Annotated in this window: 21 protein-coding genes; 19 read left to right on the forward strand and 2 right to left on the reverse strand. The window is 67.3% G+C overall.

The window, feature by feature from the left end; genetic code table 11:
* Positions 1–38 precede the first annotated feature (38 nt).
* The 19 genes from rplX (at position 39) to rplQ (ending at position 11,566) form a co-directional block, all read left to right on the forward strand.
* Positions 39–368 carry a 50S ribosomal protein L24 gene (gene rplX, locus KYK13_RS15755; RefSeq protein WP_223645254.1) on the forward strand — a complete coding sequence of 110 codons (330 nt, stop codon included), beginning with the start codon at positions 39–41 and terminating at the stop codon, positions 366–368.
* Between the two features lie 176 nt (positions 369–544).
* Positions 545–1,198, forward strand: coding sequence for a 50S ribosomal protein L5 (gene rplE, locus KYK13_RS15760; RefSeq protein WP_120552132.1), 654 nt, complete (start codon positions 545–547; stop codon positions 1,196–1,198).
* A gap of 24 nt (positions 1,199–1,222) precedes the next feature.
* A complete protein-coding gene (locus KYK13_RS15765) occupies positions 1,223–1,408 on the forward strand; it encodes a type Z 30S ribosomal protein S14 (RefSeq protein ID WP_014395873.1) in 186 nt (61 codons plus the stop codon).
* Between the two features lie 167 nt (positions 1,409–1,575).
* The gene (gene rpsH, locus KYK13_RS15770; protein ID WP_223645255.1) at positions 1,576–1,974 is read left to right on the forward strand and encodes a 30S ribosomal protein S8; all 399 of its coding nucleotides are present in this window, start codon (positions 1,576–1,578) and stop codon (positions 1,972–1,974) included.
* 64 nt (positions 1,975–2,038) lie between these two features.
* Positions 2,039–2,605 (forward strand): 50S ribosomal protein L6, encoded by a 567-nt coding sequence (gene rplF, locus KYK13_RS15775; protein WP_120621647.1) that lies wholly within the window; start codon positions 2,039–2,041, stop codon positions 2,603–2,605.
* A 108-nt stretch (positions 2,606–2,713) separates the two neighbouring features.
* Positions 2,714–3,070, forward strand: a complete 357-nt coding sequence (rplR, locus tag KYK13_RS15780) for a 50S ribosomal protein L18 (protein ID WP_014395876.1) — start codon at positions 2,714–2,716, stop codon at positions 3,068–3,070.
* A 22-nt stretch (positions 3,071–3,092) separates the two neighbouring features.
* Positions 3,093–3,614 (forward strand): 30S ribosomal protein S5, encoded by a 522-nt coding sequence (gene rpsE, locus KYK13_RS15785; protein WP_223645256.1) that lies wholly within the window; start codon positions 3,093–3,095, stop codon positions 3,612–3,614.
* 2 nt (positions 3,615–3,616) lie between these two features.
* Positions 3,617–3,886, forward strand: coding sequence for a 50S ribosomal protein L30 (gene rpmD / locus KYK13_RS15790; RefSeq protein ID WP_223645257.1), 270 nt, complete (start codon positions 3,617–3,619; stop codon positions 3,884–3,886).
* 16 nt (positions 3,887–3,902) lie between these two features.
* The gene (rplO, locus tag KYK13_RS15795; protein WP_223645258.1) at positions 3,903–4,430 is read left to right on the forward strand and encodes a 50S ribosomal protein L15; all 528 of its coding nucleotides are present in this window, start codon (positions 3,903–3,905) and stop codon (positions 4,428–4,430) included.
* A gap of 131 nt (positions 4,431–4,561) precedes the next feature.
* Positions 4,562–5,908 (forward strand): preprotein translocase subunit SecY, encoded by a 1,347-nt coding sequence (secY, locus tag KYK13_RS15800; RefSeq protein WP_223645259.1) that lies wholly within the window; start codon positions 4,562–4,564, stop codon positions 5,906–5,908.
* Between the two features lie 90 nt (positions 5,909–5,998).
* Positions 5,999–6,649 (forward strand): adenylate kinase, encoded by a 651-nt coding sequence (locus KYK13_RS15805; protein WP_223645260.1) that lies wholly within the window; start codon positions 5,999–6,001, stop codon positions 6,647–6,649.
* A gap of 102 nt (positions 6,650–6,751) precedes the next feature.
* Positions 6,752–7,507: a type I methionyl aminopeptidase gene (gene map, locus KYK13_RS15810; protein ID WP_223645261.1), complete on the forward strand. Its 756-nt coding sequence runs from the start codon at positions 6,752–6,754 to the stop codon at positions 7,505–7,507.
* 154 nt (positions 7,508–7,661) lie between these two features.
* Positions 7,662–7,880: a translation initiation factor IF-1 gene (gene infA / locus KYK13_RS15815; protein ID WP_002614803.1), complete on the forward strand. Its 219-nt coding sequence runs from the start codon at positions 7,662–7,664 to the stop codon at positions 7,878–7,880.
* Positions 7,881–7,947: 67 nt separating this feature from the next.
* Positions 7,948–8,064 carry a 50S ribosomal protein L36 gene (gene rpmJ, locus KYK13_RS15820; RefSeq protein WP_043321360.1) on the forward strand — a complete coding sequence of 39 codons (117 nt, stop codon included), beginning with the start codon at positions 7,948–7,950 and terminating at the stop codon, positions 8,062–8,064.
* A gap of 55 nt (positions 8,065–8,119) precedes the next feature.
* A complete protein-coding gene (rpsM, locus tag KYK13_RS15825; RefSeq protein WP_120552124.1) occupies positions 8,120–8,503 on the forward strand; it encodes a 30S ribosomal protein S13 in 384 nt (127 codons plus the stop codon).
* Between the two features lie 75 nt (positions 8,504–8,578).
* On the forward strand, positions 8,579–9,019 hold the full coding sequence (rpsK, locus tag KYK13_RS15830) for a 30S ribosomal protein S11 (RefSeq protein WP_223645262.1): 441 nt from the start codon (positions 8,579–8,581) through the stop codon (positions 9,017–9,019).
* A gap of 68 nt (positions 9,020–9,087) precedes the next feature.
* Positions 9,088–9,714, forward strand: a complete 627-nt coding sequence (gene rpsD / locus KYK13_RS15835) for a 30S ribosomal protein S4 (RefSeq protein ID WP_014395885.1) — start codon at positions 9,088–9,090, stop codon at positions 9,712–9,714.
* A 217-nt stretch (positions 9,715–9,931) separates the two neighbouring features.
* Positions 9,932–10,954 (forward strand): DNA-directed RNA polymerase subunit alpha, encoded by a 1,023-nt coding sequence (locus tag KYK13_RS15840; protein ID WP_223645263.1) that lies wholly within the window; start codon positions 9,932–9,934, stop codon positions 10,952–10,954.
* Positions 10,955–11,146: 192 nt separating this feature from the next.
* Positions 11,147–11,566, forward strand: coding sequence for a 50S ribosomal protein L17 (gene rplQ / locus KYK13_RS15845; protein ID WP_223645264.1), 420 nt, complete (start codon positions 11,147–11,149; stop codon positions 11,564–11,566).
* Positions 11,567–11,693: 127 nt separating this feature from the next.
* Here rplQ and KYK13_RS15850 read toward each other — a convergent pair whose 3' ends face one another.
* Together KYK13_RS15850 and KYK13_RS15855 are read right to left on the reverse strand one after the other, a co-directional pair.
* A complete protein-coding gene (locus KYK13_RS15850) occupies positions 11,694–12,254 on the reverse strand; it encodes a hypothetical protein (protein ID WP_223645265.1) in 561 nt (186 codons plus the stop codon).
* A gap of 133 nt (positions 12,255–12,387) precedes the next feature.
* Positions 12,388–13,764: a tetratricopeptide repeat protein gene (locus KYK13_RS15855; protein WP_370645370.1), complete on the reverse strand. Its 1,377-nt coding sequence runs from the start codon at positions 13,762–13,764 to the stop codon at positions 12,388–12,390.
* Positions 13,765–13,771 lie beyond the last annotated feature (7 nt).

Here is a 13,771-nt window from a genome sequence, read left to right on the forward strand (position 1 = left end):
ACGCAGGCCTGACGGCGAACAGCCAGAGTGAGGAAGCCATGCAGAAGCTGAAAGTCGGTGACACCATCCAGGTCATCTCCGGTGCCGAACGGTCGGAGAAGACGCCGGCGACCAAGCGCGGCAAGGTGCTGAAGGTTGACCGCGAGGCGGGCCGCGTGACGGTCGAGGGGCTGCGCCTGGTCAAGCGCCACATGCGCAAGACGCCGCAGTCCCCTGAGGGCGGCATCATCGAGAAGCCGGGCACCATCGCGCTCTCGAGCGTCCAGGTGGTCTGCTCCAAGTGCGACAAGCCGACGCGCGTCGGCATCCGCAAGGAGGGGGAGTCCTCCAAGCGGTTCTGCAAGCAGTGTGACGCCCTGATTGACTAGGGGTCGGTGTTCGGGCATGTATGCGCGCCCCTTGCCCCACCTGGTGGTGGGGCAAGCGGGCGTGCGCGTCCAGAGGGTTGAAATCGTTGTTCCCTTTGGGTGTTTCCACGTTCTAGACGCAGGACTGATCGGGCGCGCTGGGTCCATGACGGCGTTCCGAAGCAGAGGACTGAAAGATGGCTGACGAGAAGAAGGCCGACTCGAAGGAAAAGAAGAGCAAGAAGCGCGGCAAGGAAGAAGCCAAGAAGGTCGGCTTCGCCGCGAACATCGAGGAGGGCCTGAAGGCCCGCTCGGCGCGCCTCAAGGACCGCTTCCGCGCGGAAGGCGTTCCTTCGCTCATGAAGGAACTGGGGCTCAAGAACCCCATGGAAGTGCCGCGGCTGGAGAAGATCGTCGTCAACATGGGTCTGGGCGAGGCGCTCGCCAACAACAAGATCCTGGAGTCGGCGGTGGACCAGCTGGCCGCCATCACCGGTCAGAAGCCGGTCGTGACCCGCGCGCGCAAGTCCATCGCGAACTTCAAGCTGCGCCAGGGGCAGGCCATCGGTGCCGCCGTCACGCTGCGCGGCGACCGCATGTTCGAGTTCATGGACCGCCTCATCACCGTCGCGCTGCCTCGCGTGCGTGACTTCAAGGGCGTGTCCCCGAAGGCCTTCGACGGGAAGGGCAACTACACGCTCGGCGTGCGCGAGCAGATCATCTTCCCGGAAATCAACTACGATCAGATCGAAAAGGTGAAGGGGCTCAACATCAGCTTCGTCACCACCGCCCGGAACGACGAGCAGGGCCTCGCGCTGATGCGTCACTTCGGCATGCCGTTCCGTCAGTAACCGAGCCCAGGACTCCCATCGATCATGGCCAAGCTCTCCAAGATTGCCCAGGCGAAGCGCAAGCTGAAGTTCCCCGTGCGTCAGTACAACCGCTGCGGTCTCTGCGGTCGTCCTCGCGCCTTCCTGCGCAAGTTCAAGATGTGCCGTATCTGCCTGCGTCACCGTGCCTTGCGCGGTGAGATCACCGGCGTCACCAAGTCGTCCTGGTAGGCGCTGGACCCTGGGCCTGTCCCTGTCCTGAAGAGGGCAGGGCGGTACCAGGCTGAAGTAGAAGGGAAGTGGCGGTCGTCGCGAACCCCCGGGATGGGCCCGGCAGGCGCGGTGGCTGTGAGCGCGGTGGGTCCCCTGGGGACCGCTGCTTTGCTTGAAGGTGCTTCATGCCGGTCAATGATCCCGTCGGCGACATGCTGACCCGTCTGCGCAACGCCTCGCGTGCGCGGCACGACAAGGTCGTCATCCCCCACTCGAAGCTCAAGGTGGAGATCATCAAGGTCCTCAAGGACGAGGGCTACATCGGGGACTTCACGGTCCACGAGGTCGCGCCGCAGAACGAGATCACCGTCCAGCTGAAGTACGGCCCGGACCGCAGCCCGGCCATCACCGGCATGCGCCGCGTGTCCAAGCCCGGCCTGCGTCGCTACGTCGGCTCCCGCGACATCCAGCCGGTGCTCGGCGGCATGGGCATCTCCATCCTTTCCACCTCGCGCGGCATCCTGGTGGACACCGAGGCCCGGAAGCAGAAGGTCGGCGGCGAGCTGCTCTGCACGGTCTACTAGCCAGGAGCCTGGGTGAGGCGCCCCGCGAGGAGCGCGCCCCGGGCGACGACAGCACGAGGCAATCATGAGTCGGATTGGAAAACTGGCGATCAAGCTTGGCGACAAGACGAAGGTGAACGTCGCCAACCAGCAGGTCAACTTCGAAGGCCCCAAGGGCAAGCTGTCCGTCAAGCTCCCCGCCAAGGTGAAGGTGGAGGTGAAGGACGGCCAGGTGACGGTGCAGCGTGAGGATGACTCGCGCGAGGCCCGCAGCCTGCACGGCCTGACGCGGACCATCCTCGCCAACGCGGCGAAGGGCGTCTCCACGGGCTTCGAGAAGCGCCTGGACATCCGCGGCGTTGGTTTCCGCGCGGAAGTGAAGGGCAAGGCCATCCACTTCTCGCTCGGTTACTCCCACCCGGTGGTGTTCAACCTCCCGGAGGGCGTGACGGCGGAAGTCGACAAGACCTCCCGCACCGAGGACAGCCTTCCCACGGTGGGGCTCACGCTCCGCTCGGCGGACAAGGAAGCCCTGGGCGCCACGGCGGTCAACATCCGCTCGCTGCGTCCGCCGGAGCCCTACAAGGGCAAGGGCATCAAGTACGCCGAGGAGCGCATCCGTCGCAAGGAGGGCAAGACCGGTACGACCTAGTCGTCGCCGCGTCTTCGCCGAGCATTCAACCCTGCCGGACCCTGAGGTCTGGCGGAATCATCCGGCGGCGGAAGGCCGCATCGCCGCCGGACGGAAAAGGAAGCAGCCATGTCCAAGACTGTCGATCAGCGCCTCAAGAGGAAGAACCGCATCCGCAAGAAGCTCTCCGGCACCACGGAGCGTCCGCGGCTGTCGGTCTACAAGAGCCTCAAGCACATCTACGCGCAGGTGGTGGACGACTCCACTGGCCGCACGCTGGCGTTCGCGTCGTCCCTGTCCAAGGAGCTGAAGGGCAAGGACGAGGGCGACAAGAAGGCCGACGCGAAGCGCGTGGGCTCCCTCATCGCGGAGAAGTGCAAGGCCGCCAACGTCGATGCGGTGGTGTTCGACCGCAACGGCTTCCCTTACCATGGGCGCATCGCCGCCGTGGCTGACGCCGCGCGCGAGGCCGGCCTGAAGTTCTAGGTACCAGAAAGGAATTCCTCAAGTGGCAACTCCGATCAATCCGAACGATCTGGACCTGACCGACCGCGTGGTGAATATCAACCGCGTGGCCAAGGTGGTGAAGGGTGGCCGCCGTTTCTCGTTCGCCGCGCTCGTCGTGGTGGGCGATGGCAACGGGCACGTGGGCGTGGGCCTGGGCAAGGCCAACGAAGTCCCCGAGGCCATCCGCAAGGGCGGCGAGAACGCGAAGAAGAACCTGTTCCGCGTTCCCCGCATGGGCCACACCATCCCGCACGAGATCCTGGGGCACTTCGGTGCCGGCTGGGTGCTCCTGAAGCCGGCCTCCGAAGGTACAGGCGTCATCGCCGGTGGCGCGGTGCGCGCGGTGCTGGAGGCGGCGGGCATCCGCAACATCCTGACCAAGAGCCAGGGTTCGCGGAATCCGCACAACGTGCTGAAGGCCACGGTGGCCGGCCTGAAGCAGCTGCGCAGCGCGGAGCAGGTCGCGCGCCTGCGGGGCAAGGACGTCGAGACCCAGAAGCTCGCGGGCGAGGCGAGGGGCTAGTCATGGCGCTCAAGGTTAAGCTGACGAAGAGCTTCTCGGGTTCTTCCGAGGACATGCTGGCCACCATCAAGGGCCTCGGTCTGAAGAAGTTCGGCGACGAGCGGCTGTTGAAGGACACCCCGGCGGTGCGCGGCATGGTGTTCAAGGTGAAGCACCTGGTCTCCCTGGAGACGGTCAGCCAGGAGGCCCCGGCGCCCAAGCGCCGCAAGCCCCGGAAGATTGTCGCCCGGGACCGCGCCCTGGAGCGCCTGGCCGCCCAGGCCAAGGCCTGAGAACTGAGGATCCAACATGAGCATCCTGACCAATCTGAATCGCCCGAAGGGCTCCTGGCACCGCAAGAAGCGCGTGGGCCGTGGCCAGGGTAGCGGCCTGGGCAAGACGGCCGGCCGCGGTGGCAAGGGCCAGAAGGCCCGCTCCGGCAACATGCGGTTCGAGGGCTTCGAAGGCGGCCAGAGCCCGCTGCAGCGCCGTCTGCCGAAGTTCGGCTTCAACCCGCCCAACCGCACCGTCTACGCGGTGGTGAACCTGGGCGACCTGGAGCACGTGTTCGACGCGGGCACCACGGTGGACGAGGCCGCGCTGAAGCAGGCGGGCCTGGTCAAGGGCCGTTACGATGGCGTGAAGGTCCTGGCGCACGGCGAGCTCGCCAAGAAGCTCACCGTGAAGGTGAACAAGGTGTCCGCGGCTGCCCGCGAGAACATCGAGAAGGCGGGCGGCTCCGTGGAGGAGCTCCCCCTGATGGCGCACAAGCCGGAGTCGGCCGCCAAGGCCCACGCCGGCAAGGGCGTCAAGGCCCCTCGCCAGCCCCGGGCGTAGGCGTGACCGGCGCGCATCACGGTGATGTGGTGCGCGCCCCCAGCCTTGTGTAGGCTTCCGCGCCCCTTTCCGGAACCGGAGAGGGGCGTTTGTTGTTGCTGGCAGAACCTCTTGAAGAGGATGGCATTACCGTGGCCCTGAACGCCCTCGCCAACGTCTTCCGCATCGCGGAGCTGCGCAGCCGGCTTGCGTACACGCTCGTGCTGTTGTCCGTCTACCGCATCGGCATCTTCATCAACACGCCAGGCGTGGACCGCTCCGCGATGAACGCGTTCATGGACGCCCAGAAACAATCGGGCGGCCTGGTCTCGCTGTTCAACCTTTTCTCCGGCGGCGCGCTGGAGCAGATGTCCATCTTCGGTCTGGGCATCATGCCGTACGTGAGCGCTTCCATCATCATCCAGCTCCTGGCGGTGGTGGTGCCCAGCCTGGAGCGCCTGCAGAAGGAAGGCGCCGCGGGCCGCCAGAAGATCAACCAGTACACGCGCTATGGCAGCATCGTGCTGTCCATCGTGCAGGGCGTGGGCATCTCGCGGTGGCTGGCCTCGCTGGGCCGCTCCGACGCGGGGCAGGGCGGGTTCAACCAGGTCGTGGTGCCCAACGACAACGTCTGGTTCACCTTCATGACGGTGGTGAGCCTCACGGCGGGCACGGCCTTCATCATGTGGCTGGGCGAGCGCATCACCGAGCGTGGCATCGGCAACGGCATCTCGCTCATCATCTTCGCCGGCATCGTGGCGCGCGTGCTGCCCGGCGCGAAGACGCTGCTGGACCTGACGACGCAGGAAGTGGTGAACGTGGCCGCGGTGCTGGGCCTGCTCTTCTTCATGCTCATCATCATCGGGGTGGTCGTCTACGTGGAGCGGGGCATGCGGCGCGTGCCCATCCAGTACGCCAAGCGCATGGCGGGCCGTCGCATGTTCGCGGGCCAGGCCACGTACTTCCCCATGAAGGTGAACGCGTCGGGCGTGATTCCCCCCATCTTCGCCGGCGCGGTGCTGTCCTTCCCGGCGACGCTGGGCGCGTGGTTCCCCTTCCTCCAGGGCTTCCAGCGCAGCATCGAAGGCAACCTCTGGGTCTACAACGGCCTGTTCGTGCTGCTGGTGGTGTTCTTCTCCTACTTCTACACGGCGCTCACGTTCCGGCCGGATGACGTGGCGGACAACATCAAGAAGCAGGGCGGCTACATCCCGGGCATCCGCCCGGGCCGGCAGACGGCGGAGTTCATCGAGCGCACTCTCAACCGCCTCACGTTCGGTGGCGCCATCTACCTGGCCATCATCTGCGTGATTCCGTCCGTCATCAGCAGCGTGCTGGGCGTGCGGTTCACCTTCGGTGGTACGGCGCTCCTCATCGTGGTGGGCGTGGCGCTGGACACGGTGCAGCAGATCGAGGGGCACCTCATCAGCCGCAACTACGAGGGCTTCGCGGGTCCGCGCGGTCCGCGCATCCGTGGTCGGGTCCGCGTGGCGGCCTGACGGCGGTCGGTTGTGTTCTGGGCGCCTCTCCCCAATGGTGGGGAGGGGCGCCTCGTCGTTCAAGGGTGGACGCAGGTACAAGGGAGCGACATGAACCTCATCCTTTTGGGGCCGCCGAACGCTGGGAAGGGTACCCAGGCGAAGAAGCTGTTCGCGGACTTCCAGATCCCGCAGATCTCCACCGGGGACATCCTGCGCAAGGCCGTGAAGGATGGCACGGCGCTGGGCAAGGTGGCCGGGCCGTTGATGGCCGCGGGGCAGTACGTCCCGGACGATGTCGTCATCGGCATCGTGGAGGAGCGCCTGAAGGAGTCGGACGTGGCCAAGGGCTTCGTGCTCGACGGCTTCCCGCGCACCCCGGGGCAGGCGGACGCGCTGGACCGGATGCTGGAGCGTCTGGGCAAGCAGCTGAACGCCGTGGTGTCGCTCGAGGTCCCGCACTCGACGCTGGTCGAGCGCGGCTCCGGCCGGCGCGTATGCCCCAACGACGGGTCCGTCTACCACGTCACGCAGAGCCCCCCGAAGCGCGCGGGCCTGTGTGACAAGTGCGGCGCGGAGCTCGTGCAGCGGCCGGATGACACGCCGGAGGTCATCGAGAAGCGGCTGCAGAAGTACGACGCGGAGACGTCCCCGCTGAAGGACTTCTACGCGAAGAAGGGGCTGCTCAAGAGCGTGGACGGCGTCGGATCTCCGGAGGGCATCTACGAGGAGATCAAGAAGGCCGCCGGGCGCCCTGCCTGAGCCTGGGGTCCAGGCGGTAGGGCGGGGGCAGGGCCGGTCCGGACTGCCGCCCCACCAATCGCGGGTTCCCCTCATGCAGCAGCCCGGTAGGGAAAGGGGCGCATGAACCCGGTGGAGATCAAGAGCCCGGATGAGATCGCCCTGATGCGGGAAGCCGGGCGGATCGTCTGTGAAATCTTGGATGAGCTGGAGAAGGCAGTGGCTCCCGGAGTTTCTACGTGGGAGCTGGACGCCCTGGCGGAGCAGCTCATCGCCAAGAAGGGCGCCAGGCCGGCGTTCAAGGGCTACCACGGCTTTCCGGGTGTGCTCTGCGCCTCCGTGAATCAGGAGGTCGTCCATGGCATCCCCAGCAAGAAGCGGCGGCTCGTGGCCGGCGACCTGATGAAGCTGGACTTCGGGGTGGTCTACCGGGGCTTCTTCGGGGACTCGGCGCGGACGGTGCCGGTGGGGAAGGTGACGCCTGAGACCCAGGCCCTGGTGGACGCCACCCGGCAGTCCCTGGAGCGGGCCATCCAGGTGATGCGGCCGGGCAACCGGCTCGGGGACATTGGCCACGCGGTGCAGAGCCACGTGGAGGCGCGGGGGTTCTCCGTGGTCCGGGACTTCACCGGGCATGGGATCGGCCGGAAGCTGCACGAGCCGCCCCAGGTGCCCAACTACGGACAGGCAGGGGCGGGGATGAAGCTGCGGCCAGGCATGGTCCTCGCGGTGGAACCGATGGTGAACCAGGGAACGCCCGACGTGGAGGTCCTGGAAGACGAGTGGACGGCCGTCACCGTGGACGGCAAGTTGTCCGCCCACTTCGAGCACACCATCCTGATCTCGGAGCGGGGGCCGGAGGTCCTCACCCGGCGCTGAGGAGGGCCCCCTGGACGCCGGGTGAAATAGGACGATGTCAGCTGGTGTTGATAGAGGTCCAGATTTCAGATCGCGCGGCGCTTGCTACTTACGGACCAAAGTGTTATCCCGCCGCGCTTCCAGAAGGTTCGTGGTCCGGGAAGAAGGTTGACGCTTGCCGAAGGATGATTCCATCGAAGTCGAGGGGACCGTAATGGAGCCCCTACCGAACGCGATGTTCCGCGTGGTGCTGGACAACGGCCACAAAGTCCTCGCGCACATCTCGGGCAAGATGCGGATGCACTTCATCCGTATCCTCCCGGGCGACAAGGTGAAGGTCGAGTTGTCGCCGTATGACCTGACCCGCGGACGGATCACGTACCGGGCCAAGTAATTCGCGCCGGCCGCCTGTGCGGACCGGCTGTTGTGCTTTTCTCTGCTGAAGGAAGGAAGTTCGCTCCATGAAGGTTCGGGCGTCCGTCAAGAAGATCTGCGACAAGTGCAAGGTTGTTCGCCGCAAGGGCATCGTGCGCATCATCTGCGCCTCCAACCCCCGGCACAAGCAGCGCCAGGGCTAAGAGTCCCTCGGGGACTCTTGCCTCAGACCAACTCCACAACGAAGGAAGACCGAAGATGGCTCGTATCGCCGGCATCGATCTGCCGCCCAACAAGCGCGCGGTGATCTCGCTTCAGTATATCTACGGGATCGGTAACAAGACCGCGCACGACATCATCACCGAGGCGGGCATCGATCTCACCACCCGGACCAAGGACCTCACCGAGGACCAGGCTCGAAAGATCCGCGAGATCATCGAGGCCAAGTACAAGGTCGAGGGTGACCTCCGGCGTGAAGTGACCATGAACATCAAGCGGCTGATGGACCTGGGGTGCTACCGGGGTCTGCGTCACCGCAAGGGTCTTCCGGTCCGCGGCCAGCGCACCCACACCAACGCGCGTACCCGCAAGGGCCCCAAGCGCGGCATCGTTCGCGCGAAGCCGGCCGCTCCGGCCCGCTAAACCCTCTGGCGCCTGCAGCCTCGCCCCAGGTGAGGCGCGGGCGTTGATCACCTACTCCCAGGAGCAGCGATTCACATGGCTGACGAGATCAATACCGCCGCCGCGCCGGCCGGTGCCGAGGGTGGCGAGACCCCTGCGGCGAAGAAGAGCAAGCGCAAGGGCAAGAAGAACATCCTCAACGGCGTGGTCCACATCCAGTCCACGTTCAACAACACCATCATCACGATCACGGACGTGTCCGGGAACGTGATCTCCTGGTCGTCGGCCGGGGCGCGCGGCTTCAAGGGCAGCCGCAAGTCCACGCCGTTCGCGGCGCAGGTGGCCGCTGGCGACGCCGCGGCGAAGGCGATGGAGCACGGCCTGAAGAGCGTGACGGTGTTCGTGAAGGGCCCGGGCGCGGGCCGTGAGTCGGCGCTGCGCGCGCTGGCCGCCGCCGGCCTGAAGATCAGCCTCATCCGCGACGTGACGCCCATCCCGCACAACGGCTGCCGTCAGCCCAAGCGCCGCCGCGTCTAATTACCGCTTCGGGCCGGGGACCTGCCTCGCGGCGGGCCCGGCTCCAGACCATCTGCAAGGAGATTTCCGTGGCTCGTTATACCGCGAGCGCCTGCCGTATCTGCCGGCGCGAGAACCTGAAGATGTACCTCAAGGGCGACCGTTGCTATACGGACAAGTGCGCCATCGAGCGCCGCCCCTATCCCCCCGGTCAGCACGGCCAGGGCCGCGTGAAGTTCTCCGGCTACGGCGTGCAGCTGCGCGAGAAGCAGAAGGTCAAGCGCATGTACGGCCTGCTCGAGAACCAGTTCCGCGGGTACTACCACCGCGCGTCCGCGGCCAAGGGCAAGACGGGTGAGAACCTGCTGCAGCAGCTGGAGCTCCGCCTGGACAACGTGGTGTTCCGCATGGGCTTCGCGGACACGCGCAACGAGGCGCGCCAGCTGGTCCGCCACGGTCACTTCCAGGTGAACGGCCGCCGGGTGAACATCCCGTCGTTCGCCGTGAAGCCGGGCAGCGCCGTGGAAGTCGCCGAGAAGAGCCGCAAGGTGCTCCGCATCTCCGAGGCGCTGGAGACGGTGGACCGCCGTGGCGTGCCGCAGTGGATCGACCTGGACAAGAAGGCGTTCAAGGGCACGGTCAAGACGGTCCCGAACCGTGAGGACCTGACGATGCCCATCCAGGAGCAGCTCATCGTCGAACTGTACTCGAAGTAAGCAGGGGTGCCGGGCCCGCCTCCGGTGGGCCCCTCCCGCGGTGGACGCCCTGGTCGATGAGGCCGGGGCGTCGTCGCTTTGTCGCCTGTCGTTTCATCGCCTGGAGGGCGCGTCCTGCGCGCGCCGGGCGAGCTTGTTACGCAGTCCCCGCGTGCCCGTCCTCCCGTCACCCTGACGGGGAAGTCGGTGATGGCGCACGACCAGAGGAGCAGTCCCCATGGCCGACACGTTTGTTGCGAAGAACTGGCGCGACCTCATCAAGCCGCGCCGCATGGAAGTGGACCAGGACTCGCTGAGCCCCACGTACGGCAAGTTCGTGGCGGAGCCGCTGGAGCGCGGCTTCGGGACGACGCTGGGCAACTCGCTGCGGCGGGTGCTGCTGTCGTCGCTGCAGGGCGCGGCCATCACCTCCGTGAAGATTGAGGGCGTGGACCACGAGTTCACGACCATCCCCGAGGTGGCCGAGGACGTCACGGACGTCGTGTTGAACCTGAAGGAGGTCCTCCTCCGGATGCACACGAACGAGACGAAGACGCTTCGCATCGAGGTGGAGGGCCCCAAGGAAGTGAAGGCGGGCGACCTCATCGCGGACCAGGATGTCGAAATCCTGAACCCGGGTCACCACATCTGCACCGTGTCCGAGGGTGGCAAGGTGCGCATGGAGCTGACGTGCCGCCGCGGCCGGGGCTACGTGCCGGCGTCCACCAACAAGGTGGCGGGCGCGCCCATCGGGACCATCCCCATCGACTCGCTCTTCTCGCCCATCCGCAAGGTGAACTACCAGGTCACCAACGCGCGCGTCGGTCAGGTCACGGACTACGACAAGCTGTCGCTCGAGGTCTGGACGGACGGCTCCGTGGTGCCGCAGGACGCGGTGGCGTACGCGGCGAAGATCATCAAGGAGCAGCTCACGGTGTTCGTGAACTTCGACGAGACCGAGGAGCCGGTCGTCGCCGAGGCGCCGAAGGAAGAGGCCAAGCTCAACGAGAACCTGTTCCGCTCGGTGGACGAGCTGGAGCTGTCGGTGCGCTCGGCCAACTGCCTGCAGCAGGCGAACATCAAGACCATCGGTGACCTGGTTCAGCGCACCGAGGCGGAGATGCTCAAGACGAAGAACTTCGGCCGCAAGTCCCTGAAGGAGATCAAGGAGATCCTCGCGGAGATGGGCTTGTCGCTGGGCATGAAGCTGGAGAACTGGCCGCCGAAGAACGCGCCGGCTCCCGCGGCCCCCAAGGCCTGAAGCGTCGTTGTTTCCTGAAGCGCCTGCCTCCGCTCCCCACCGACACGGCTTCACGGTGGCGCGAAGGCAGGGGGCCCTGGTACACAGGGCCCGATTCAACGACGGCCCTTTGTGTCAGGGCCGTCCTTCCCACCCGGTACCTGATACGGCCGGAGTGGTGGGGTTCTCACGAAGAGGCCCCGGAGCACGCGCATGCGTCATAAGGTCGGACAGAGGAAGCTGCACCGCACCACGAGCCACCGTCTCGCGATGCTGAACAACATGGTCACGTCGCTGCTGGAGCACGGGGCCATCCGCACCACCGTTCCCAAGGCGAAGGAAGTCCGGCCGCTGGCGGAGCGCATCATCACGCTCGCCAAGCGCGGTGGGCTCTCCAACGTGCGCCTTGCCGCCCGCACCGTGAAGGACCGCGCGGTCCTCCAGAAGGTGTTCAGCGAGTACAAGGAGCGTTACGCCTCCCGTCCGGGTGGCTACACCCGCATCGTGCGCCTGGGCTTCCGCCGGGGCGACGCCGCGGAGATGGCCCTCATCGAGCTGGTGGACCGTCCCGCGAAGGCTCCGGCCGCCGCCGAGACGACCGAGGCTCCCGCCGAGGCGAAGTCCGAGGGTTGAGCCGTTCCCCGCATCCGGGCTTCACGTGAGTGAGGCCCGGACGGGCTGAAGAAGCACCCAGGGCGCCTTCCTGCTTCAGGAGGGCGCCCTTCGTGTTTCCAGTGACTGGAAGCGCGCCTCGCGACGGCTACTTCTTCGGTTCGAGGAGGCGCTTCCACTCCTCCTGGAGGGAGGGCGTGAGGTCGGCGCTGTCGTCCGCGCTCTTCATCTTCAGCGCCTGGAATCGGAGGTCCGCCGGCGCGGCGCCGCCGTTCTTCCCCAGCAGCTGCTTGGGCGTGATGGTGACGAAGTTGCCGGGCTGCACCTCCGCCACCACGGCCTTGTACTCGTTGTTCACGGTGATGATGACGTCGCGCCAGACGTCCTTGCTCTCGTTCCAGATGGTGACGGAGGGCCGGTCCAGCTTGTCGCTGAGCACCAGGCGCGCGTCCATGTCACCCGTGTCCAGCGACCTGCCCGGGCACGCGATGCCGAGGCTGGCGACGGACAGGACGAGCCAGCCCGCGACGATGCCGGCCTTGTACTTGAAGAAGCGGTCACTCGCGCGGAAGTCCGCGAGCTGCTCCTTGAGGATGGAGAAGGCGTTGAGGAGGACGTTGGACGTCTCCGCGGCCACGCGCTTGCCCAGCGGGCCCTCCGTCTTGGGCTTCTCCAGCGGGGCCGTGCGCGCGGCGCTCACGGCGCGCATACCGGGGCTGGTGGCGGCTCGGGGCTGGGGGCCGGGGTTGGAGGGCGTCCGGGGCGCCGGGGGGCTGGGAGGGGCGGGTTTGCGCGCGTCGCTCATCAGGAGGCGGAGTGTAGAAGGCGCGGTGCGCCGGTGGCTACTGGCCCTTGAGCACCTGCAGGGCCTTGCTGGCCACCGCGTTGTCGGGCTGGGTCTCCAGCACCTTCCCCAGCCAGCGCTCTGCCTCGCTCGCGGCCTTCTGGCGGTCCTCGGGGCGGCGGGCCTTCTGGGCCTCGTCCGTGTAGAGCAGGCCCAGGCGCAGGGCGAACTCGGTGTTCTCCGGGTCCTTGTCCGCCACGACCTTCAGCTCCCGCTGCGCGGCCGTGTAGTCACCCTCCAACTGGTACACGAGCGACAGCTTGCCGCGGGCGGGCACTGAGTCCGGGGTCAGCGTCACCGCCACCTGGAAGGCCTCCTTCGCGGTGGCCAGGTCGCGCGCCTCCAGGCGCAGGTCGCCCAGGCGGAACCAGGCCAGGTCGAGCAGCGGGTTGAGCGCCACGGCCTTCTCGAAGGCGGTGCGGGCCGCGTCCGTGCGCTGGCGCGACAGGTACAGCTCTCCCAGGTAGAGCTGGTTCTTGCCGTCCTGGGGGGCGTGCTCGATGGCCTGCTTGAATTCATCCACGGCGCGGCCGGCGTCATCCAGGCGCTGATAGGCCAGCCCCAGGAGCGCGTGCACCACGGCCAGGTCCGGGTAGTCGTGGAGGATCTCCTCGAAGGCGATGAGGGCGTGCTGGGGCGCGTCCAGCTCGTGCAGGTAGCGCATGCCCTCCTCGAGCTTCCCCTCCGCCGCCTTGGGGAAGTTCTGGAACGGATCCGCCAGCTGGTTCATCAGCGCCCGCGCGGTGGCGACCTCCGCGGGGGTGGGGGTGCCTCGCACGACGGTGCCCAGGGCCTCCACCGCGCCCGCGGTGTCCCCCGTGCGGGCCAGGGCCTTGGCCAGGGGCAGCTTCCAGCCCGCGCGCTCCGGAGCCAGCTCCACGGCCTTGCGCAGCGGTCCCAGCGCGGCGGCGTACTGCTCCGACTCCAGGCGCGCGACGCCCAGGCGGTAGTGGAACTCCGCGGTGGGGGGGGACAGCGCGATGGCGCGCTCGAAGGCGGCCACGGTGGGGGCGCCCGCGTCCCGGGCGCGCGAGAAGAGGGTCAGGCCCAGCATGTACTGGTCCACCGCGCGCTCGTTCTTCGCGATGGCCTGGCGCAGCTCCTCCGCCCAGGCGTCCGCGTGGCCCGCCTTCACCTGGGCCTCGGTGAGGGCGCGCGCCACGTCCACGTCGTCGGGCGTGCGCGCGTGCAGCTCGCGCAGCAGCTTCACCGCCTCTTCAGGCTTGTTGCCGTCCAGGTAGGCCCGCGCCTGGGCCTGGGGGGAGGGCGCGGGGCCCTGGGCCTGGCCGTGGCCACAGGCGGTGGTGAACAGCCCCAGCCCCAGGAGGGCGGCGGGCCAGCGGAGCGTGCGGGAGCGGTGGGAGGTCGAGTGCACGGGGAGC

Origin of the sequence: Corallococcus sp. EGB, from assembly GCF_019968905.1 — a bacterium.
Classification (GTDB): Bacteria; Myxococcota; Myxococcia; order Myxococcales; family Myxococcaceae; genus Corallococcus.

Bases quoted from the DNA above. Each gene is read 5' to 3' on its own strand.
- rpsK (WP_223645262.1), top strand. From the start codon at position 8,579: ATGGCTGACGAGATCAATACCGCCGCCGCGCCGGCCGGTGCCGAGGGT.
- rpsH (WP_223645255.1), top strand. From the start codon at position 1,576: ATGCCGGTCAATGATCCCGTCGGCGACATGCTGACCCGTCTGCGCAAC.
- rpsM (WP_120552124.1), top strand. From the start codon at position 8,120: ATGGCTCGTATCGCCGGCATCGATCTGCCGCCCAACAAGCGCGCGGTG.
- rplX (WP_223645254.1), top strand. From the start codon at position 39: ATGCAGAAGCTGAAAGTCGGTGACACCATCCAGGTCATCTCCGGTGCC.
- rplR (WP_014395876.1), top strand. From the start codon at position 2,714: ATGTCCAAGACTGTCGATCAGCGCCTCAAGAGGAAGAACCGCATCCGC.
- KYK13_RS15850 (WP_223645265.1), bottom strand. From the start codon at position 12,254: ATGCGCGCCGTGAGCGCCGCGCGCACGGCCCCGCTGGAGAAGCCCAAG.
- map (WP_223645261.1), top strand. From the start codon at position 6,752: ATGAACCCGGTGGAGATCAAGAGCCCGGATGAGATCGCCCTGATGCGG.
- rpmJ (WP_043321360.1), top strand. From the start codon at position 7,948: ATGAAGGTTCGGGCGTCCGTCAAGAAGATCTGCGACAAGTGCAAGGTT.
- rplF (WP_120621647.1), top strand. From the start codon at position 2,039: ATGAGTCGGATTGGAAAACTGGCGATCAAGCTTGGCGACAAGACGAAG.
- rpmD (WP_223645257.1), top strand. From the start codon at position 3,617: ATGGCGCTCAAGGTTAAGCTGACGAAGAGCTTCTCGGGTTCTTCCGAG.
- rplE (WP_120552132.1), top strand. From the start codon at position 545: ATGGCTGACGAGAAGAAGGCCGACTCGAAGGAAAAGAAGAGCAAGAAG.
- KYK13_RS15805 (WP_223645260.1), top strand. From the start codon at position 5,999: ATGAACCTCATCCTTTTGGGGCCGCCGAACGCTGGGAAGGGTACCCAG.
- KYK13_RS15840 (WP_223645263.1), top strand. From the start codon at position 9,932: ATGGCCGACACGTTTGTTGCGAAGAACTGGCGCGACCTCATCAAGCCG.
- KYK13_RS15765 (WP_014395873.1), top strand. From the start codon at position 1,223: ATGGCCAAGCTCTCCAAGATTGCCCAGGCGAAGCGCAAGCTGAAGTTC.
- rplQ (WP_223645264.1), top strand. From the start codon at position 11,147: ATGCGTCATAAGGTCGGACAGAGGAAGCTGCACCGCACCACGAGCCAC.
- rplO (WP_223645258.1), top strand. From the start codon at position 3,903: ATGAGCATCCTGACCAATCTGAATCGCCCGAAGGGCTCCTGGCACCGC.